Source organism: Sphingomonas trueperi (assembly GCF_040545965.1).
In the GTDB taxonomy this organism is placed as follows: Bacteria; Pseudomonadota; Alphaproteobacteria; order Sphingomonadales; family Sphingomonadaceae; genus Sphingomonas; species Sphingomonas trueperi_C.
Window position 1 is genome coordinate 338,109 of the sequence record NZ_JBEPMV010000005.1, and the last position, 18,750, is coordinate 356,858.

Below are 18,750 nucleotides of genomic sequence, written 5' to 3' on the forward strand. Positions count from 1 at the left end.
CGATCCCTTACTTCTTCTGGAGCTGGGGAATGACCTTCTGGCCCGGGTTCAGGAACGCGCCCGCGGTCATCACCACGCGCTCGTTGCCGGTCAGGCCGCTGCTGATCCGCACGCCCTGGTCCGAAACGTCGCCGGTCTTCACGTCGCGGCGCACCGCCTCGTTCTTGTCGTTGAGGATATAGACATAGGTGCCCTGCTGGTCGCTCTGCACCGCCGACTGGGGCAGGATCACCGAGGTGACCGCGCCCGCGACGATCCGCGCGCTGGCGAAGCCGCCGGGACGCAGCGCCGGGTTGTAGGGCAGCGCGATGCGGGCGATGCCGAGGCGGCTGGTGGGGTCGATCACCGGCGATACCTGCCACACCTGGCCCTTGAAGCTGGTCTGGGTGCCGACCGGCGTCACTTCCGCCGGCGCGCCGACATGGAGCTTCTGGATGTCGGCTTCGGCGAGCTGGGTGCGCAGCTCGAGCTGACCGTCCATCGCCATGCGGAACAGCGTGCCCGAGCCCGAGCTGACGATCTGGCCCGGCTCGATCTGGCGGGCGAGCACCAGGCCGGCTTCCGGCGCGCGGATATCGAGCCGGCGGTTGCGCGCCTGGGTCTCGGCGAGCTGCGCCTTGGCGACACGGACGCGGGCGAGCGCCTGGTCGCGCGCGGCGGTTTTCTGGTCGATATCGGCGCGAGAAATGAATCCGTTCCCGACCAGCTTCTCGGCACGCTCGAGATTCGCCTGGGCGAGCTTGGCATCGGCTTCGGCGACGCGGATCTGCGCAGCGAGCGATTCGGCGGTCTGCGCCTGGACCGAGCGATCGACCACGGCGAGCACCTGGCCCTTCTGCACCCAGCTGCCGGCATCGACCAGCACCCGGGTGACGATGCCGCCTTCGCCGGCGACGCCGACCGGCATCTCGCGCTTGGCGGCCAGGCTGCCGGTGCCGCTGACGATCGTCGAGATGGTCTGCTGGCCCGGCGCCGATACGGTGACGGTGAGAAGCTGGCTCTGGTCCTTGCCGCCCTTGGCGGCGGGGACGGGCTTGTTCGCCGAGCGCCCCATCAGCAGGAAGCCGGCGATCACGACCAGCACGAAGGCGCCAAGGCCGATCCACAGCCACCGCCGCCCACGCCGCGCCGGTTCCCCCTCGAACCCGAGCTGCTCCTGCCGATCCAACATCCCTGCCTCGTAATTCATGCGCCCACCTCGTTCGGGGCGCCTGCACGCCCCTCGTCGCACTGTATTATAGGAATATATCACCGGCGGCAAGGCCGGCGTAGCAACGCGCGGCGGCATGCCCGGTTGCATGTACGCGCGCAAGTGACACCAAAGAATAAAGTCCGGCGCCTGCCGGTGCTTGCAAGTAACATCAATCGTTTGTTGTCGCCGCTTCGTTCAGCCTGCGTTCGTCTGCAGGCGTCGACAAGCCGGTGCAGGATGACGACAAACAACAGGAGGAACATCCCCATGATCCGCTCTCTGCCGCTCGCCGCGCTGCTAGCGCTGGCCGCCTCGCCCCAGGCCTTTGCCCAGGCGCAGCCGGCCGCCCAGCCGATCCCGGCCGACGGCACCGTGCTCGACATCGTTGCCGAGGGCACCAGCACCCGCGTGCCCGATCTCGCGCTGATCCAGGCCGGGGTGGTCACCACCGCAAGCACTGCGGGCGAGGCGATGCAGCAGAATGCCGCGCGGATGGCAGCGGTGCTAGGCGCGCTGCGCAAGGCCGGCATCGCCGAGCGCGACCTGCAGACCAGTTCGGTCAACCTCGCGCCGCAATATCGCTATCAGGAGAACAAGCCGCCGGTGATCACCGGCTACCAGGCATCGAACCAGCTGACCGTCCGCTTCCGCGACGTGGCCAAGAGCGGCACGATCCTCGATGCGCTGGTCGCGCAGGGGGCGAACAACATCGCCGGGCCGAACCTGACGCTTGCCGACGAGGAAGGCGCGCTCGACGAGGCGCGGCGTGATGCCATCACCAAGGCCAAGGCGCGCGCCAATCTCTATGCGCAGGCGGCGGGGCTCAAGGTCGATCGCATCCTGCTGATCTCGGAAGCGGGCATGCCGCAGATGCCGCAGCCGGTGCCGATGCTGATGCGCGGCAAGGCGATGATGGCCGAAGCCGATACTGCGATCGTGCCCGGCGAGCAGAAGGTCACCGCCAGCGTTTCGGTGCGCTTCCTGCTGAAATGATCCGGACATGAAAAAAAGGGCCGCCCCGGCTGGGACGGCCCTTTTTGTTGGTCTGGTGGAAGCGGGATGCTTAACGCACCGCGCCGCGACGCACCAGGTTAACGATCGCGAGCAGGATGACCGCACCCACCAGCGAGACCAGGAAGGTCATCGGGGTGATCACGCCGCTGTTGATGTTACCGCCGAACAGAAGACCGCCGACGAACGCGCCGACGATGCCGACGACGATGTTCAGGAAGATACCCTGCTGGGCATCGGTCCGCATGATGATGCTCGCAAGCCAGCCGACGACGCCGCCGATGACGAGCCAAACGATAAAGCCTACCATTCGTCCCTCCTTTACTTGCCCGGCGACCCGGGCGACGTAATGGAAAATCCGCGAATGGTCGGTTTGGTTCCAAAACGATTTTTTACGTTGTCAAGGGAACTTTTGGCACGCGAAACGAAAAAAATCAGAACTTTTGCTGGCGTTCGTAGAGCGAGCGATAATGCTGGATGCGGGTGACGCGCAGCCCCGGCATGCCGGAGCGATCGATCGCGCGCTGCCAGCCGGCGAATTCCTCGACCGTGAGCCCGTAGCGATCGCATACCTCGTCCACGGTCAGCAGCCCGCCATTTACGGCGGCCACGACCTCGGCCTTGCGCCGCACGACCCAGCGGGTGGTGTTCGGCGGCGGCAGGCTGTCCAGGGTCAGCGGCTCGCCGAGCGGACCGATCACCTTGGCAGGACGGATCTTCTGGTTCTCAATCATCTACCAAACCTCTTCGGGGCCGGCCGCCCCTGTTACGCAACCGTGAAACGACTTTTACCGGCCTGCCTTGAACATCGGCTAAAATGGCAAGGTAAACGCGCGCTTCACGCCTCTCCCCATTGATGCAGCGCGGTTGCGGCGGCGCGATGGAAACAGCCATCGGCCGGCGCGAGCAGCGCTGCCACGGGAAGCGGCATCGAAAGCCGGGTCTGGATTCGCGCGGTGAAGCTGGCGGCCTGCCGGCTCGTCACCATCGCCATCAGCACGGCGAGTCCCGTCGGGAGCATCGCCATGCCCAAGTCGCGGTTCGGATGGGCAAAACTCAAGTCCACCAATGCGTTTCCAGTCGTCCTTCGAGCCCGCAGTATAAGCGGCGAGTGCTAAAAGGGCCGTAAAGGCGCCGAAAACTTCAGCTTAACTTCCATGTCTGGCAGGTTTCCAAAGCCCCCGGGTGGCATCCGGAACGGGCCTGCCCTATCTGAGCGGCCATGAACCCCGGTGATTTCCAGCTAGCCGAGCCGCTTTCCGGGCGGCGCATCGTCGTTGCCATGTCGGGCGGCGTCGACTCCTCTGTCGTCGCCGCGCTTGCCGCGCGCAGCGGGGCGGAGACGATCGGCATCACGCTCCAGCTCTACGATCATGGCGAGGCGGTGGGCCGCGCCGGCAGCTGCTGCGCCGGCCGCGACATCCGCGATGCGCGCGCGGTTTGCGACAAGCTGGGGATCGCCCATTACGTTTTCGACCATGCGAGCAGCTTCCAGACCCAGGTGATCGACGACTTCGCTGACGAGTACATGGCGGGCCGCACCCCGATCCCCTGCGTGAAGTGCAACATGGGCCCGAAGTTCACCGATCTGTTCGCGCTCGCGCGCGACCTGGGCGCGGACTGCCTCGCCACCGGCCATTATGTCCGTCGGGTGGTGGGAGCCGAAGGCGCCGAGCTGCACCGCGCCGCCGATCCGGCGCGCGACCAGAGTTACTTCCTCTTCGCGACCACGCAGGGCCAGCTCGACTATCTGCGCTTCCCGCTGGGCGGCCTGCCCAAGCCCGAGGTCCGCGCGCTCGCTGCCGAATTGGGGCTGGGCGTCGCCGGCAAGCCCGACAGCCAGGACATCTGCTTCGTCCCCGACGGCGACTATGCAACGCTGGTCAAGAAGCTGCGCCCGGAGGCCGAGGCGGGCGGCGAGATCGTCGACGAGAGCGGCGCCCGGCTCGGCGAGCATCGCGGGTTGATCCACTTCACCGTCGGCCAGCGCCGCGGGCTGGAGATCGGCGGCGCACCCGAGCCCTATTATGTCCTGCGGCTGGAGCCCGAGACCAAGCGCGTCGTCGTCGGCCCCCGCCGGGCGCTGGCAGTGGGGGCGGCGCGGCTGGAGAACATTAACTGGCTCGCCGGCGCCTATGCCGGTCCGATGACCGCCAAGGTGCGCAGCCTCGCCAAGCCGGTGCCGGCGCGGATGGAGGGTGACCGGGTGGTGTTCGAGACGCCCGAATACGGCGTGGCGCCGGGCCAGGCGGCGGTGCTCTATGCGGGGGATCGCGTGCTCGGCGGGGGCTGGATCGCCGAGACCGAGCGAGCGCAGGCGATGGCTGCCTAAACCGCTCAGCCGAAAGCCTTTTCCGCTGATTTACGCGAAAGCGCAGATCTGAAGCTTGACCCTGGCGGCGTTTTGGCGGAACGGACGGTTAGATTGCGTCGCAGCAACAGGATGGGTCGCACACCATCGCGTTCGAGTGAGACTTTCGCATGCCTTCGATGCTGGCGGCCCCCTGGTGGCTCGCCCAACTTGCCACCGGCGCCAAGTCGTTCCGCGACAATCCCATCATCGGATCGCGCCGGCTCAATGCCCGCGGTTTGCATCGTACCCGGGTACAGATCGCCCACCAGCTCGCCTGGAGCCGCCGCGCCCGCCTGACCGCCGGCCTTCCTGACGAAGACCGTGCAGCGTTCGATCGCGACGGCTTCGTCATCGTCCGCGACTTTCTGCCGCCCCTGGCGTTCGCGGCCCTGCGCGAGGCGGTGCTGGCGCAGCGCTTCGCGACGCGCGAGATGCGCCAGGGCAATACCATCACCCGTCGCATCGCGATCGGGCCGTCCTTCCTGCAAGCGATCCCCCAGGCCGAGGCACTGCTGCGCGACGTGCGGTTCCGCGCGCTGTGCCATTATGTCGGCAGCTTCCGCAGCGAGCCGCTCCACTATGTTCAGACGATCCTGACCGACAGCGGCGTCCCGGACCCCGATCCCCAGACCAATCTCCACGCGGACACCTTCCACCCGACGGTAAAGGCCTGGTTCTTCCTGAACGATGTCGAAGAGGCAGACGGGCCCTTCTCCTATGTTCCCGGCTCGCATCGGCTGACCCCCGCCCGCCTCGACTGGGAACAGGCCCGCAGCCTGACCGCGCGAACCAGCGACGATTTCCTGTCGGCACGCGGATCGCTGCGCGTCTCGCCGGAGGAGCTGCCGGGCTTGGGACTGCCCCCCGCCCAGCGTTTTCCGGTGCCCGCCAACACCTTGGTCGTTGCCGATACCTGCGGCTTCCACGCGCGCGTCGCCGCGACCCGCCCGAGCCGGCGCCTCGAGCTCTGGTCGTTCAGTCGGCGCAATCCCTTCGTGCCCTGGACCGGCGCCGATCTGCTGAGCGTGCCAGGCATTGCGGAGCGACGGATAGACGCGATGTGGCGCATCCGTGATCGCTTCCAGAATTGGACTGGACAACCATGGCAACCCGCTGGCGACAAGCTGGTGCTCGATGATTGATCGGCCGCGTTGGTCTTGCGTTGAAGCTTGCCCGGTGCGAGACGCACGACGGGCGTGATTGATAGCTGCCGGATCGGATGTTTCCGATCGATGCCGGCAGGCGAAGCAATCACGGAGGGAAGGGCATGGAAGTAAGTAGCGTACAGACCATCATCGACCATGGCGCGGACGTCATTCGCATCGAAGCAGCCGCGCTGACGATGCTCGCCGACCGACTGGACGCCGATTTCTCTGCGGCCGTCGATCTGCTGGTCGGTGCGCGCGGCCGCATCATTCTCGCCGGCATGGGCAAGTCGGGCCATATCGCCCGCAAGATCGCCGCCACTCTCTCGGCGACGGGCGGCGCGGCCTATTACCTGCACCCAGGCGAAGCCTCGCACGGCGATTTGGGTGTGATGCGCAGCGGCGACGTCCTCATCGTGCTGTCCAATTCGGGCGAGACGCCCGAGGTGGCGGCGGTGCTGACTCACGCCCAGCGGCTGTCCGTCCCCGTTATCGCGATGACGGCCGGCGCGCAGTCGATGCTGGCGCGCAACGCCTCGATCACGCTCCTGCTGCCGGAATGCGCGGAGGCGTGCCCGGAAGGCGTGGCGCCGACGACCTCGACGACGATGATGCTGGCATTGGGCGATGCGCTGGCGGTGGCGGCGATGCGCAAGCGCGGCACGTCGCGCAACGAACTGGCGCACTGGCACCCCGGGGGCCGGATCGGCTGGGGTCTTCAGACGCTCGGCGCACTGATCCGGCGCACCGAGCCGTTGCCGCTGGTACGCGCGGATACCAGCGCGCGCGACGTGGTGCTGGAGATGACCTCATGCGGCAAGGGCGTCGCCGGCGTGGTGGATGCTGCGGGTGACCTGATCGGCGTGATCACCGACGGCGATCTGCGGCGTTCGTTCGACCGCATGCTGCTGGCGGTGGCGGGCGAATTGATGACGCGCGACCCCGTCACGATTACCAAGGATGCAACCGTCGACGAAGCCGTGGCTCGGATGCAGGAGAACAAGATTACCGTGTTGTTCGTGATGGAGAAGGCCGGATCGCGCCGCCCTTGGGGGCTGCTCCACATCCACGACCTCCGGCTCGGCGCCTGACCATGCCCGGAGACGAAATGGCGCGCATGTCGGGCGGCGTGATCGTGATTCCCGCGCGCTATGCCTCGGGGCGCTATCCCGGCAAGCCGCTGGCGCCGGTGCGCGGCGCGACGGGCGTGGCGCAGCCGCTGATCGCGCGGACGATTGCCGCCGCTCACGCAGCGCGGCGCAACCTCCCGCTGCACGTCGCGACCGACGACGCACGGATCGCCGACGCGGTGCGGGCACTGGGCGAAGCGCCGGTGATGACCCCCGAATCCTGCGCGAACGGCACCGAGCGTGTCGCCGCGGCAATCGATGCGCTGGGCATCGCGCCTGACTATGTGATCAACTTCCAGGGGGACGCGCTGCTCACCCCGCCCGATTTCGTGGCGGCGCTGGCCGATCGGATGGAACAGCACCCCGAATGCGCGGTGGCCACGGTCGCCATGCGCTGTTCCGCCTCCGTCTACACCCATCTGCTGGCCGACCAGGCGGCGGGGCGGAGCGGCGGCACGACCGCGATAACCGACGCTGCGGGCCGGGCGCTGTACTTCTCCAAGCGCGTGTTGCCCTTCCTGGGCGCGCCGCCGAAGGACGCTGACAATCCCGTGCTGCTCCACCTCGGCCTCTACGCCTATCGGCCCGAAGCACTGCATCGCTACCGCGCGCTGCCTCCCTCCCCGGCGGAACTGGCCGAAGGGCTGGAGCAGCTGCGCTTCCTCCACCATGGCATACCGATCGACGTGATCGTGCTCGACGCGCCCGGCTGGGACCCGATCGAACTCAACAATCCCACCGATCTCGCCCCCATCGAAGCGACGCTCGCGGCCCGCGGGATCGCCTGATGCCGCGGCCGGCTGCGGCCTTTCTGCGCATGCCGCCCTTTCCGCGGGCGCGCGTCGCGCCGCTGGAGGTAGCCGCCGCCGGGGCGGCACCGGGTGATCCGGCTTCGGTAGTCGCGCAGCTGCGCGCGCTTCGCGTCGGGGCCGGCTTCTGGCAGGCGCAGCCGGCGCTTTCCTCGGCGCGCGACCTGCTCTTCGTGCCGCGCACGTCCGCCCAGCTGCGCACGATGCTCGCCACGGCCCCCGCCGATGCCGGCGCGCGCGGCGTCTCGACGGGGGCGGCCAGCGCCGGGCTGTTGAAGCTAGACCCTGCCGATCCGTGGTGGCTGGTCGCCCGTGCCACGACGGTGTTCGCCGATGCCGACAGCGAGATCGCGCTGGTTGCGGCGCTGGCGGGTTGCGAGGTGCGCCTTTTCGGCACCGGGCGCTTTGCGGCACTGGCGGACGGCAGCGATCCGGCAGCGCTGGAGCGCGTCGTGGCGGCCGAGCTGCTGGCGGGTCGCCGCTACCGCGACCCCTTTACCGGTGCGCCCGCTCCGATCGAGCGGATCCTGACGCTGCTCGGCGAATGGCGCACGCTGATTGACGGTAATCGCGACGTGGCCCGCGTACTCGGCGTCGCCGGCTGGAAGCGCGAGACGGTGGAGGCGCTGCTATGGAACGGCGCGCGCGGCCCGCGCTATCGGGGCGGCGGCGCGGCGGGCGGCACGACGCTGCTGTGGCGATCGCGGGTGCCGCCGGCGATGCTCCGGCGGATCGATTCGACGGGCGGGCCGATCGGCGAGATCGAGGACGGCTTCGTGCGATCGGTCGGGCTCGGCGCCAATTGCGTGCCGCCACTGTCGATCGCAGTGGATCGTAGCGGCGTCCATTTCGACCCCAGTGCCCCCAGCGACCTTGAGACCCTGATCGAGCGCGGCGATTTCGCACCCGCACTGCTCGACCGCGCGAAGGCGCTGATGGCGCGGATCGTCGCGGCGGGCCTCAGCAAATATGGCCGCGGCGGTGCCGCGCTCGCGCGCCCGGCAGGCGAACGGCGCCATGTGCTGGTCACGGGGCAGGTGGAGGACGATCGCTCGGTGCTGTGCGGCGCCGCGGGCAAGACCAATCTCGACCTGCTGGTCGCCGCCCGTGCCGCCGAACCCGACGCCTATTTGATCTACAAGCCGCACCCGGACGTCGAGGCGGGCCATCGCAAGGGTGCGATCGAGGATTCGGTGGCGCTGGCCCATGCCGACCGGATCGAGCGGACGGCGCCCATTTCGGCGCTGCTCGACATGGTCGACGCGCTCCATGTGCTCACCTCGCTGGCGGGGTTCGAGGCGCTGCTGCGCGGCAAGCAGGTGTTCACCCACGGCGTTCCCTTCTATGCCGGCTGGGGCCTCACCCGGGATCTGGCCGCGGTTCCGGACCGGCGCACCGCGCGACGCAGCCTCGCCGAACTCGTCGCCGCAGTATTGATTCTGTATCCGCGCTACCTCGATCCCGTCACCCGGCTGCCCTGTCCGGTGGAACTATTGGTGGACCGTATGATTGCAGATGTGGCTGCTACGCCGACCTTGCTCGAGCGATTGCGTACCTTGCAAGGGAAGGCTAGACGCAGCTTCGCGCGCAAGGGAACCGGGCGATGAAGCATGTGCGGCCGTTACGCCGATCCTTTTTATTTCTTCAGGGTCCGCCGGGTCCGTTTTTCTGGCAGCTGAGCCGCGAGCTCCAGGCGCGCGGCTGCGCGGTTCATCGAATCAACTTGAACGGCGGCGACCGCTATGATTGGCCCGAAGGCGCGGTCGACTATCGCGGGCGCATGGCGGCATGGCCGATTTTCTTCGACCGTTTCGTCCGCGAACACGACATCACCGATCTGGTGCTCTACGGCGATTGCCGTCCGATGCATTTGGCGGCCCACCAGCTGGCGAAGCTGCGCGGCGTGGCGATCCACGTCTATGAGGAAGGCTATATCCGGCCCGACTGGATGACGCTGGAACCCGACGGGGTGAACGGCCATTCGACGCTGGAGCGCGATCCCGCAATATTGCTCGAACGTGCCCGCACGCTGCCGCCGCTGCCCGATCTGCCGACGATCACGGCCAGCTTCAACCGGCGCGCGCGCGATTCCTACTGGTATTACCACCGGGTGATCACCGGCCGGTTCCGCTTCCCCTTCTATCGCTCGCATCGCAAGGGGCTGATCATCGTCGAAGGTTTCGGCTGGCTGCGCAAGTTCGCACTCAGCCGCCGCCGCGCTGCGCAGGCGCAGGCGACGCTCGCGACGGTAGCGAGCAAACCCTATTTCCTGTTTCCGCTGCAGCTGACCGGCGACTACCAGATCCGCGAGCATTCGCCCTTCGGCACGATGATGACCGCGGCGGACTATGTGCTCGACAGCTTCGCGCACTGCGCTCCGCCCGAGGCGCATCTGCTGGTGAAGGAGCATCCGCTCGACTGCGGCTTCCACAACTGGCGAACCTTCCTGCAGAAGCGGGCCAAGGCGCTCGGCATCGCGGACCGCGTCCACCATCTCGAGGGTGGCGACCTCAGCCGGCTGGCGCGCGAGGCGCGCGGGATGGTCTGCGTCAACAGCACCTCGGGCACGCTGGCGCTCGCCGCGGGCAAGCCGGTGATCGTGCTGGGCGAGGCAATCTACGACATCCCGGGCGTGACCCATCAGGGCCATCTCGACCGGTTCTGGGATGCGCCGCAGGCACCGGACATGGCGCTGTACGATGCCTTCCGCCGGGTGCTGCACGCGCATTGCCTGGTGCGGGGCGGCCTTGCCAGCGAATCGGCGACCGATATCCTGGTGGCAAACAGCATCGAGCGGCTGCTCGGCGAGCCCACGGAAGAGATTGCGCGGATCAGCGAGACCGCGCTGTTCATCTAGGCAGTCGGCTCTAGCCCGGCATCGTCGAACCAGCCGCGGCGGCGGCCGGCAAGGAAGAGCCGGTTGACCAGCGGGTTCGACCAGCCGCAGTTGGTCGCGAAGTCGCGCTGCAGCGTATCATGGTGCAGCTGGTGCGCCGCCGGCGTCATCAGCAGCCCGCAGCGCCGCATCGCGCGCACGATCCAGGGATTACGTTCCCGGTGCAGCGAACCGTGGAAATATTGCGCAAAGGCCCCGCCGACGATCAGCGCCACGCCGCCCGCCGCTACCCAGCCGGGCACCAGACCGGTATAGGCCAGCAGGTTCAGCAGCACCGAGAAGGGTAGCGCCCCCAGGATCACCGTGCTGCCGATCAGCCGCCACAGGTCGCGGCGGCCGAGCGCATCGGGGCGCGGATGGTGGTTCTTGAAGTCATAGACCAGCCGGTCGAGCGGGCTGACCTTTGCCATCCGCTCGCGCCACAGCGCCTTGTAGTGATCGGACTCGCGCGAACCGGGATAGAAATACAGTGCATCCAGTCCCTTGCCGGCCGGGGTCGGGCGATAGTCCATGTACATGTGGACGAGGCCCGAGGCGAGATCGGCGGCGTACCAGCCCGCGAGCAGCGCCGGAATCGCCCACCAGCTGGGATCCAGCAGCGCCGCGACCAGATTGGCCGCGAGCGACGCAAGGAACAGCGGCATCAGAATACGTCGCGCCATCACAGTCTCACTCGTCTCCACCGATGATCGGCTGGTGCTAGCGTGCGTCCTACGCATTGCCTTGCCCTGCATCAACGGCTTGATTTGTCCGATGCGCAGGCGCAAGCGACGCTGCATCGTGACCATGCTTGCTTCTCCGATCGCTCGATCCGGCCCAACGGACTGAACTCACCACAGCAATGCAGCGCGATCTCCTCATCGATATCAGCCGCCTGATCTGGCGGACCTGGACCGGGCGCCTGCCCACCGGGATCGACCGGGTGTGCCTGGCCTATGTGGACCGGTTCGCCGATCGCGCGCAGGCGGTGGTTCAGCGCGGCAACCTGCGCCAGATCCTAACCCCCGCGCTGTCCGATGCGATCTTCCGCCTCATCCGCGAGGGCGGCCCGCAGTTCCGCAGCCGCGCGCCGCGCCTGGCGATGCGCGCGGTGGTGGCCCAGCGCGGCGGGCAGCTCGGGCAGGATCGGCTCTATCTCAACGTCGGCCACACCGGGCTCGACGCGACGGGTCTCGTCGCCTGGGCCGCGCGGGCACAGGTGCGGCCGGTCTATCTGATCCACGACCTCATCCCCCTCACCCATCCCGAATTCTGCCGGATCGGCGAGGATGTTCGTCACCATCGCCGCATGGCCAATGCCCTGGCGAGTGCCACCGGAATCATCGGCAACTCGCAGGCGACACTGGACGAATTCGCCGCCTTCGCCGCCGCCGAGGGCAAGCCCTGCCCGCCGATGCTGCCGGCGCTGCTCGGCGGCCATCCGTTGCCGTCCGACGCGGCGCCGATCGCACTCGACCGGCCTTATTTCGTCACGCTCGGCACGATCGAGGGGCGCAAGAACCATGTCCTGCTGCTCCAGCTGTGGCGCCGACTGATCGAGCACAATGCCGCCGCCTGCCCCAAGCTGGTCATCATCGGCCAGCGCGGCTGGGAAGCGCAGACCGCGCTGGCGATGCTCGATCGGCTGCCGCTGCTGCAAGGCCATGTGGAGGTGATCGAAGACTGCGGCGACAGCGCGCTCGCCGGCTATCTGCGCGGCGCCCGCGCGCTGCTGATGCCTAGTTTTGCAGAGGGTTATGGCCTGCCGGTGGTGGAGGCGCTCGGCGTCGGCACGCCGGTGGTGGCGAGCGACCTGCCGGTCTTTCGCGAACTGGCCGGCGACCTGCCGATCTATTGCGACCCCCTGGACGGCGCGAGCTGGATCGCGGCGATCGCACACCATCTGCAGGAAGGCGAGATCCGCGAGCAGCAGCTTGCCCGGGTGCGCGGCTACACCATGCCCAGCTGGGAGTCGCATTTCGCCGCGGTCGAGCCCTGGCTCGCCACGCTCTGATCGGAAAAATACGGGACGCAGGTAAGGTCCAGGGGGTTCTGTTGCCCGGCCCCCCTGGCGGCCGCTGGAGTCCACTTCTGTTGCCCGGTGTGGCCCAACCGCGCATTTTAGAATAACCTTAGGCCGTTAAGCCGTGAGGTTACGCCGCAATAGCGAGTGCTTCGTTATCGTTGGCACTTGTGTAATGGGCCGTTGCGGTGGTCCCATTCCGAGCGAAGACAGCGCTTTTCAATACACGTCGATCCTGGTTCGGCCCCGTCAGAAACGGTGTCCAGATACACCACCTTTTATGGTGGAGCCGCCGGGTACTGCCCCCGGGTCCGCTGCATCTATTATACGCCATTGTTTATCGCCATAGCCGGGCGAACCCGGCACGAACCCATATAGGCGCTTTGCGCTTAATGAAAAGGTCAGGTTGGAAGGAATATGGCCTTTCCACGGCCCCATTCGGTTGGCATGGAGAGTGCATCATGTTGACGCAGCGTTCCCGCTACGCGCTCCGCGCAATGCTCTTCCTCGCAGAACAGCCGATCGCCGGCGCGCCCGTGCCGATGAACCGCATCGCCGCCGAGGCGAACGTACCCCGCAAGTTCCTGGAGCTGATCCTCGCCGATCTGCGCGAGGCGAGCTTCCTCGTCTCCACCCGCGGCAAGATGGGCGGCTATCGCCTCGCGCGGCCCGCGCATCTGATCTCGCTGGGCGAGATCATCCGGGTGATCGAGGGGCCGCTGGCGCTGGTTCCCTGCGTCAGCCGCACCGCCTATCGCCCGTGCAACGACTGCAAGGACGAGGCCGCCTGCGCGATCCGCCGCGCCATGGCGCGCGTGCGCGACGAGACTGCCCGCATCCTCGACGGCACCAGCCTCGCCGATGCCGCGGCGGAGGAACTCGCGGCGGCCTAAACCCCCGCGTTGCGCTTCTTCAGCTCGTCGCGAATCTCGCGCAGCAGCACGACATCGGCCGGATCGGCGGCGGGCGGCGCATCGCCGGTCGCCTTGTCGCGCTCGGCTGCGGCGATCACCTTGTTCACCGTGCGCACCAGCAGGAAGACGATGAAGGCCAGGATCAGGAAGTTGATCACCACGGTGATGAACTGGCCGAAGCCGATCAGCGGCACCCCGGCGGCCTTGAGCGCGGCATAGTTGGACGGCGAGCCGGTATAGCTCGCCGGGATTGCGCCGAGCCGAAGGAAATAGCCGGAGAAGTCCACCCCGCCGAAGATCCAGCCGACCAGCGGCATGATCATGTCGTCGGTCAGCGATTTGGTGATGTTGCCGAACGCCGCGCCGATGATCACGCCCACCGCGAGATCGAGCACGTTGCCGCGCGCGATGAACGACCTGAATTCCTTCAACATTCGCCATCTCTCCCATTGCGAAGGCATCACGACCTTGCCGAAGTCGCATCCCCACGCCAACCCCCGAGAACCGATTTCGCTTCCTCCCCACGGTGTAGGCGTCGTATAAGACACCCCGTTGATGGGATTTGGAGGTTGCTTCCCCATGAAGTTTCGTACCGCACTCGTGCCGATCGCAGCCCTGTCGCTCTCGGCCTGCGGACTCAACAGCGTGCCGACCGCCGAGGAGAATGCCAAGGCGAAGTGGGCCGATGTGCAGCTTCAATATCAGCGCCGCTCTGATCTGGTGCCGAATCTCGTTTCGACGGTGAAGGCTGCCGCCGCCTCAGAAGGCATGATCTTGACGGACGTGACGAATGCGCGCGCGAAGGCCAGCTCGGTGCAATTGTCCGCCAACGATCTGAACGATCCAGCCAAGATCCAACAGTTCCAGCAAGCCCAGCAGCAACTGAGCGGCTCGCTCTCACGCCTGCTAGCGACGGTGGAATCCTATCCTGATCTTAAGAGCCAGGCGAACTTCGCAACGCTGATGAGCCAGTTGGAAGGCAACGAGAATCGGATCACGGTCGCGATCCGCGATTACAATCAGGCAGTGAAGGACTATAACACCCGCATCCGCACCTTCCCCGACGCGGTGGGCGCGAAGATCTTCTACGGCGCCAAGCCGATGACGCCGTTCCAGGCCAAGGCCGGCGCCGACGTCGCGCCGACGGTGAATCTCGGGAACGGCAACTGATCCACGCGGCGCTCCTTGCGAGCGCCGTGCTACTGCACGGCTGCCCCGTTGCGAAGGTGACGCCAGCACCGCCCGTCGCTGTCGCCGGCGAGCACCAGCGGCCGTTGCCTCGACTGACGGGCAGGGTGGTGGATAACGCGCACCTCCTTTCGCCTGCGCAGGCCGCCAGTCTTACTCGGCGGCTTGCGCAGGCCGAAGTGCGCACCTGCCACCAGATCGTTATCGTGACGGTACCAAGTCTTGCGGGCGAACCGATCGAACATTTCGGTCAGCGGGTCGGCGATGGATGGGGAATTGGCAGACGTGGCTATGACGATGGCGTGCTGCTGGTCGTCGCCCCCGCCGAACGCAAGGTGCGGATCGAAGTCGGCAATGGCTTGCGCAAGGCGCTGACCGATGCCGAGGCCGCGCGCATCATCCAGAACGACATCCTGCCGCGTTTCCGGAAAGGCGCGATGGCCGATGGTATCGACGCCGGCGCTACTTCCATTCTTCGTGAGATCAGCTGATGATCCTGTTGCGTTTCCTGCTGGCCCTGCTCGTGCTGATGCCGCTGCCGGCGCTCGCCGACCCGACCTTCCCCAAGCTGACCGGACGCGTGGTCGACGACGCGCATCTGCTCTCTCCCGAGCAGGTCGCGCAGCTCACCCAGCTCTCGACGGAGGTGGAGCAGGCCTCCAGCCGCCAGCTGGTGGTCGCGACCATCCCAGACCTGCAGGGCTATGACATTGCCGATTACGGCTATCAGCTCGGCCGGGCCTGGGGAATCGGGCAGAAAGGCGCCAATAACGGCATAATCCTGATCGTCGCACCGGCGGACAGAAAAGTGCGTATCGAGGTCGGCTACGGCCTGGAACCAATCATGACCGATGCGCTGTCGAGCCAGATCATCAACGAGACCATCGTCCCCAAGTTCAAGGCGGGCGACATGGCGGGCGGCATCGTCGCCGGTGCGCAGGCCATTGCCGAGCAGATGAAGCAGCCGCTCGAGGCGGCCGAGCAGAAGGCCAAGGCGGCACAGGATGCAGCGACCAAGTCTTCCGCCCGCAAGCGCCAGGGCGGCGGGCTGCCGATCGGGCTGCTCGTCTGGTTTATCATCCTGGTCGTCATCCTCGTGCCGATGCTCGCGCGCTTCGGCGGCCGGCGGCGGCCGGGGCCCTGGGACGGCCAGGCCTATCGCGGCCGCGACAATGATAGCGGCATGCTGCCGATCGTGCTGTGGACCATCGCCAACGAGATCGGCCGCGCGGCGAGCCACCGCGACGATGACGACGACCATGGCGGTTGGGGCGGTGGCGGTGGCGGCGGCTGGGGCGGCGGCGGAGGCGGCGGCTGGGGCGGCGGCGGAGGCGGCGGCGGCTTCTCCGGCGGCGGTGGGTCGTTCGGTGGTGGCGGCGCTTCGGGGAGCTGGTGAGGATGCGATTGACCGATCAGGATCGCGCGCGCGTCGCGGCAGCCGTGGCGCAGGCCGAACAGGGTACCAGCGGCGAGATCGTCACGGTGCTCGCGCGGCGCTCGGACGACTATGCCGATGTCGCGCTCCACTGGGCGGTGCTCGCCATGCTGCTGGTGCTGGCGCTGCTCGCCTGGCAGCCCTGGCCGATCGAATGGCTGCATACCCGGCTGATCGATCCCTGGGCGCAGACCGTGCCCGCGCACTGGTACCTCACTGCCGCGCTGGTGGTGACGTCGCTCACCTTCCTGGTCGTGCGGGTGGTGCTCGCCAAGGACGCGCTCCGGATCGCGCTCGCCCCGGGTTCGACCAAGACGCGCCGGGTCCATGCCCGCGCGCTGACGCTGTTCCGCACCGCGGCCGAGAAGCGCACCACGGGCTCGACGGGCGTGCTGCTCTATCTGAGCCTCGCCGAGCATCGCGCCGAGATCCTTGCCGATTCGGCGATCCATTCGCGGGTCACGCCCGAAGTGTGGGGCGCGGCGATGGCGGCGTTGCTCGCCGACGTGAAGGAGGGTCGCCCGGCCGAGGGCATGGCGGCCGCGGTCGCGCAGATCGGCATCGTGCTGGCCGAGCATTTCCCGCGCGCGGCGGACGACGTGAACGAGCTTCCCGACCGGCTGATCGAGCTCTAAGGGCGTGCCCATGACCGACGAACCGATCGAGACCCCCTGGGCGGGCAAGTGGATCACTGTGTTCCGCCAGGGCAAATGGGAATATGTCGGGCGCACCGGCGGCATCCGCGCCGTGGTGATCGTCGCGATCGACGATCAGGACCGGGTAATCCTGGTCGAGCAATATCGCGTGCCGCTCGGCCGCCGCTGCATCGAGCTGCCCGCAGGCCTCGTCGGCGATACCGAGGAAGGCGACACGATCGAGGCCGCCGCCCGGCGCGAGCTGGAGGAAGAAGCGGGCTATGCCTGCGAGCGCGTCGAGGAACTCGGCGAGTATTTCGCCTCGCCCGGCATGGTCAGTGAGAGCTTCACGCTGGTCCGCGTCCACGGCCTCACCCGCATCGGCGATGGCGGCGGCGTCGATGGCGAGGACATCAAGGTCCACCATGTGCCGATGGCCGAGCTGCCCGCGTTCATCGCCGATTGTCGTGCGCAGGGCATGGCGGTCGACGTGAAGATGCTGCTGGTGCTCAGCGGCGCGCTGCTGGGGCGCGCCGGCTAAGCCCGGCGATCAGCGGAAATTGTCGGCGTAGGCCTGGAGCTTGAGCTTGCGCTGCGGCGCGGGCACGACGTGATAGGCATAGCCCTCGCGCTCGGCATATTCCTTGGCCGCTTCCAGCGTCGGGAAGGAAATGCGGACCTGGTTCGCGGTCTCGCCGCCGCCGGCCCAGCCGGTCAGCGGATCGGGTCGCTGCGGCGTGTGCGGCTCGAATTCGAGGACCCAGTTGTCGGTCCGGGCGCGGCCGGACTGCATCGCGTTCTTGACGCGCTGATAGATGCGAGCGGACTTCATGGGGCCACCCTTTAGCGCGCCCCGCGCGCCCTTGCATCAGCGTTTTTCGTCCGTAGCGTTGCGGAGGCCGAAGCCGGGTCTTCGGGCCAGGGATGGCGCGGATAGCGGCCGCGCATTTCCTTGGCCACCGCCGCCCAGCTGCCCTTCCAGAAGCCGGGCAGGTCGCGCGTGGTCTGGATGGGCCTGCCCGCGGGCGAGGTGAGGCTGAGGACCAGCGGCACATTGCCGCCGATCATCGGATGCTCGGCAAGGCCGAACAGCGCCTGGACGCGCACTTCGACGGTGGGACCGGCTTCGGCGGCATAGTCGATCGCGTGGCTGGAACCGGCGGGCGTGTCGAAGCGCGCGGGGGCGAGGCGATCGAGCGTCTTTTGCCCCTCCCAGCCGAGCAGATCCTGCAGCGCCTGGGTGAGCGATTCGGGGGCCACCGCGTCGAGCCTTCGCTTGCCTTCGAGCGCGGCGGGCAGCCAGTCGTCGAGCGTGGCGAGCAGGGCCTCGTCGGTCAGCGCGTCGATGCCTGCGTAGGCGCCGCGGGTGCGCAGCGCCTGCGCGGTGTCGGACCAGGGGAGCAGGTGGAGGCCATGGGTGCGTACGCCTTCGAGCAGCGCCGATTCGATCTCGGCGGGCGTCGCGCCCGAGTCGCTGCCGCCGGAGAGGCGCACGGCGCCGAGCCGGCGCTCGCGCAGCGCTTCGATGCGGCCGGTGGCAGGGTCGAAGGTGACGGTGCGACGGGTCTCGATGCGATCGGCGAACAGCGATTCGACCGTCACCGCGTCGATCGGCGCGGCGGAGAGAATGCGCGCGCCGGCCGCCATGCCCTGCGTCTCGGCCACGGCGAGCCAGTCGGCGCGGGCGAGCGGTGAGGTGGGGTCCAGCTTGAACCCGCGCCCGCCGACCGAGGCCCAGGCCTCCCCCGAACCGTCGCGGCGCTTGGCCACGCGATCGGGGAAGGCGAGCGCGACGCAGAGGGCGACGTCTTCTCCCTGCGCTCCCCCTCCCGGGCGCGGGAGGGGGCCGGGGGGTGGGCCCCCGGCATTCGCACCGGCATCCCGCGTGGAGAGCGGGGGGGGGCCCCCCCCCCCCCCCCCCCCCCCCCGCGGGGGGGGGCCCCCCCCCCCCCCCCCCCCAAAAAAAAAAAAAAAAAAACACAAAAACAAACCAAAAAAAAAACCCAGCCGCAGGATCCCAAACACCCCCAACACCCCAAC

General features: G+C 67.8%; 21 protein-coding genes, 1 other RNA gene and 1 pseudogene. 14 read left to right on the forward strand and 9 right to left on the reverse strand.

Features of this window, described 5'->3' with window-relative positions; translation table 11 throughout:
- Nucleotides 1-7: 7 nt before the first annotated feature.
- Nucleotides 8-1,189, reverse strand: coding sequence for an efflux RND transporter periplasmic adaptor subunit (locus tag ABIC35_RS16535; protein ID WP_121073103.1), 1,182 nt, complete (start codon nucleotides 1,187-1,189; stop codon nucleotides 8-10).
- A 270-nt stretch (nucleotides 1,190-1,459) separates the two neighbouring features.
- On the opposite strand from ABIC35_RS16535, the gene ABIC35_RS16540 reads away from it, so the two are divergent.
- Nucleotides 1,460-2,185 carry an SIMPL domain-containing protein gene (locus tag ABIC35_RS16540; protein ID WP_121073102.1) on the forward strand — a complete coding sequence of 242 codons (726 nt, stop codon included), beginning with the start codon at nucleotides 1,460-1,462 and terminating at the stop codon, nucleotides 2,183-2,185.
- Nucleotides 2,186-2,255: 70 nt separating this feature from the next.
- On the opposite strand, the gene ABIC35_RS16545 is transcribed toward ABIC35_RS16540, so the two are convergent.
- The 3 genes from ABIC35_RS16545 to ABIC35_RS16555 all read right to left on the reverse strand — a co-directional run bounded on the left by ABIC35_RS16545 (nucleotide 2,256) and on the right by ABIC35_RS16555 (nucleotide 3,269).
- Nucleotides 2,256-2,513: a GlsB/YeaQ/YmgE family stress response membrane protein gene (locus tag ABIC35_RS16545; RefSeq protein WP_064310489.1), complete on the reverse strand. Its 258-nt coding sequence runs from the start codon at nucleotides 2,511-2,513 to the stop codon at nucleotides 2,256-2,258.
- Nucleotides 2,514-2,637: 124 nt separating this feature from the next.
- On the reverse strand, nucleotides 2,638-2,937 hold the full coding sequence (gene sciP / locus ABIC35_RS16550; RefSeq protein WP_066721323.1) for a CtrA inhibitor SciP: 300 nt from the start codon (nucleotides 2,935-2,937) through the stop codon (nucleotides 2,638-2,640).
- A 104-nt stretch (nucleotides 2,938-3,041) separates the two neighbouring features.
- Complete coding sequence (locus ABIC35_RS16555; protein ID WP_354278520.1) at nucleotides 3,042-3,269, reverse strand: hypothetical protein; 228 nt, start codon at nucleotides 3,267-3,269, stop codon at nucleotides 3,042-3,044.
- A gap of 156 nt (nucleotides 3,270-3,425) precedes the next feature.
- Here ABIC35_RS16555 and mnmA point away from each other — a divergent pair, with 156 nt between their 5' ends.
- From mnmA to ABIC35_RS16585, 6 genes are all read left to right on the forward strand, one after another.
- A complete protein-coding gene (gene mnmA, locus ABIC35_RS16560; RefSeq protein WP_121073100.1) occupies nucleotides 3,426-4,535 on the forward strand; it encodes a tRNA 2-thiouridine(34) synthase MnmA in 1,110 nt (369 codons plus the stop codon).
- 149 nt (nucleotides 4,536-4,684) lie between these two features.
- On the forward strand, nucleotides 4,685-5,698 hold the full coding sequence (locus ABIC35_RS16565) for a phytanoyl-CoA dioxygenase family protein (protein WP_121073099.1): 1,014 nt from the start codon (nucleotides 4,685-4,687) through the stop codon (nucleotides 5,696-5,698).
- A 125-nt stretch (nucleotides 5,699-5,823) separates the two neighbouring features.
- Nucleotides 5,824-6,792 carry a KpsF/GutQ family sugar-phosphate isomerase gene (locus ABIC35_RS16570; protein ID WP_121073098.1) on the forward strand — a complete coding sequence of 323 codons (969 nt, stop codon included), beginning with the start codon at nucleotides 5,824-5,826 and terminating at the stop codon, nucleotides 6,790-6,792.
- Between the two features lie 2 nt (nucleotides 6,793-6,794).
- Complete coding sequence (locus tag ABIC35_RS16575) at nucleotides 6,795-7,619, forward strand: 3-deoxy-manno-octulosonate cytidylyltransferase (RefSeq protein ID WP_354278521.1); 825 nt, start codon at nucleotides 6,795-6,797, stop codon at nucleotides 7,617-7,619.
- Nucleotides 7,619-9,247 (forward strand): capsular polysaccharide export protein, LipB/KpsS family, encoded by a 1,629-nt coding sequence (locus ABIC35_RS16580; RefSeq protein ID WP_354278522.1) that lies wholly within the window; start codon nucleotides 7,619-7,621, stop codon nucleotides 9,245-9,247. Before ABIC35_RS16575 ends, ABIC35_RS16580 begins: the two co-directional genes overlap by 1 nt.
- Nucleotides 9,244-10,497, forward strand: a complete 1,254-nt coding sequence (locus ABIC35_RS16585) for a capsule biosynthesis protein (RefSeq protein ID WP_121073097.1) — start codon at nucleotides 9,244-9,246, stop codon at nucleotides 10,495-10,497. Before ABIC35_RS16580 ends, ABIC35_RS16585 begins: the two co-directional genes overlap by 4 nt.
- Here the strand turns inward: ABIC35_RS16585 and ABIC35_RS16590 are convergent.
- A complete protein-coding gene (locus ABIC35_RS16590; RefSeq protein WP_121073096.1) occupies nucleotides 10,494-11,198 on the reverse strand; it encodes a fatty acid desaturase CarF family protein in 705 nt (234 codons plus the stop codon). The two genes, ABIC35_RS16585 and ABIC35_RS16590, sit on opposite strands and share 4 nt — an antisense overlap.
- A gap of 179 nt (nucleotides 11,199-11,377) precedes the next feature.
- Between ABIC35_RS16590 and ABIC35_RS16595 the strand changes: the two genes are divergently transcribed.
- Nucleotides 11,378-12,529 carry a glycosyltransferase family 4 protein gene (locus ABIC35_RS16595; RefSeq protein WP_121073095.1) on the forward strand — a complete coding sequence of 384 codons (1,152 nt, stop codon included), beginning with the start codon at nucleotides 11,378-11,380 and terminating at the stop codon, nucleotides 12,527-12,529.
- A 66-nt stretch (nucleotides 12,530-12,595) separates the two neighbouring features.
- Here ABIC35_RS16595 and ssrA read toward each other — a convergent pair.
- Nucleotides 12,596-12,941: a transfer-messenger RNA gene (gene ssrA / locus ABIC35_RS16600) on the reverse strand.
- A 58-nt stretch (nucleotides 12,942-12,999) separates the two neighbouring features.
- Between ssrA and ABIC35_RS16605 the strand changes: the two genes are divergently transcribed.
- Complete coding sequence (locus ABIC35_RS16605; RefSeq protein ID WP_066721336.1) at nucleotides 13,000-13,431, forward strand: RrF2 family transcriptional regulator; 432 nt, start codon at nucleotides 13,000-13,002, stop codon at nucleotides 13,429-13,431.
- On the opposite strand, the gene mscL is transcribed toward ABIC35_RS16605, so the two are convergent.
- Nucleotides 13,428-13,886: a large conductance mechanosensitive channel protein MscL gene (gene mscL, locus ABIC35_RS16610; protein WP_121073094.1), complete on the reverse strand. Its 459-nt coding sequence runs from the start codon at nucleotides 13,884-13,886 to the stop codon at nucleotides 13,428-13,430. The genes ABIC35_RS16605 and mscL overlap by 4 nt on opposite strands.
- Nucleotides 13,887-14,031: 145 nt before the next feature.
- Here mscL and ABIC35_RS16615 point away from each other — a divergent pair, with 145 nt between their 5' ends.
- From ABIC35_RS16615 to ABIC35_RS16635, 5 genes are all read left to right on the forward strand, one after another.
- Nucleotides 14,032-14,622 carry a LemA family protein gene (locus tag ABIC35_RS16615; protein WP_121073093.1) on the forward strand — a complete coding sequence of 197 codons (591 nt, stop codon included), beginning with the start codon at nucleotides 14,032-14,034 and terminating at the stop codon, nucleotides 14,620-14,622.
- Between the two features lie 128 nt (nucleotides 14,623-14,750).
- Entirely contained in the window at nucleotides 14,751-15,131 is a 381-nt protein-coding gene (locus ABIC35_RS16620) for a TPM domain-containing protein (protein WP_354278523.1), read from the forward strand.
- Nucleotides 15,131-16,036: a TPM domain-containing protein gene (locus tag ABIC35_RS16625; RefSeq protein WP_183049285.1), complete on the forward strand. Its 906-nt coding sequence runs from the start codon at nucleotides 15,131-15,133 to the stop codon at nucleotides 16,034-16,036. The genes ABIC35_RS16620 and ABIC35_RS16625 overlap by 1 nt, the downstream gene beginning before the upstream one ends.
- A gap of 2 nt (nucleotides 16,037-16,038) precedes the next feature.
- Nucleotides 16,039-16,710 carry a TPM domain-containing protein gene (locus tag ABIC35_RS16630; RefSeq protein ID WP_121073090.1) on the forward strand — a complete coding sequence of 224 codons (672 nt, stop codon included), beginning with the start codon at nucleotides 16,039-16,041 and terminating at the stop codon, nucleotides 16,708-16,710.
- A gap of 10 nt (nucleotides 16,711-16,720) precedes the next feature.
- Nucleotides 16,721-17,251, forward strand: coding sequence for an NUDIX hydrolase (locus ABIC35_RS16635; protein ID WP_121073089.1), 531 nt, complete (start codon nucleotides 16,721-16,723; stop codon nucleotides 17,249-17,251).
- A gap of 9 nt (nucleotides 17,252-17,260) precedes the next feature.
- Here the strand turns inward: ABIC35_RS16635 and ABIC35_RS16640 are convergent, their stop codons facing one another.
- Entirely contained in the window at nucleotides 17,261-17,542 is a 282-nt protein-coding gene (locus ABIC35_RS16640) for an ETC complex I subunit (protein ID WP_064311848.1), read from the reverse strand.
- Between the two features lie 11 nt (nucleotides 17,543-17,553).
- Nucleotides 17,554-18,645 (reverse strand): annotated as a pseudogene (locus tag ABIC35_RS16645) (ATP-dependent helicase C-terminal domain-containing protein); the annotation flags it as partial.
- Between the last annotated feature and the right edge of the window lie 105 nt (nucleotides 18,646-18,750).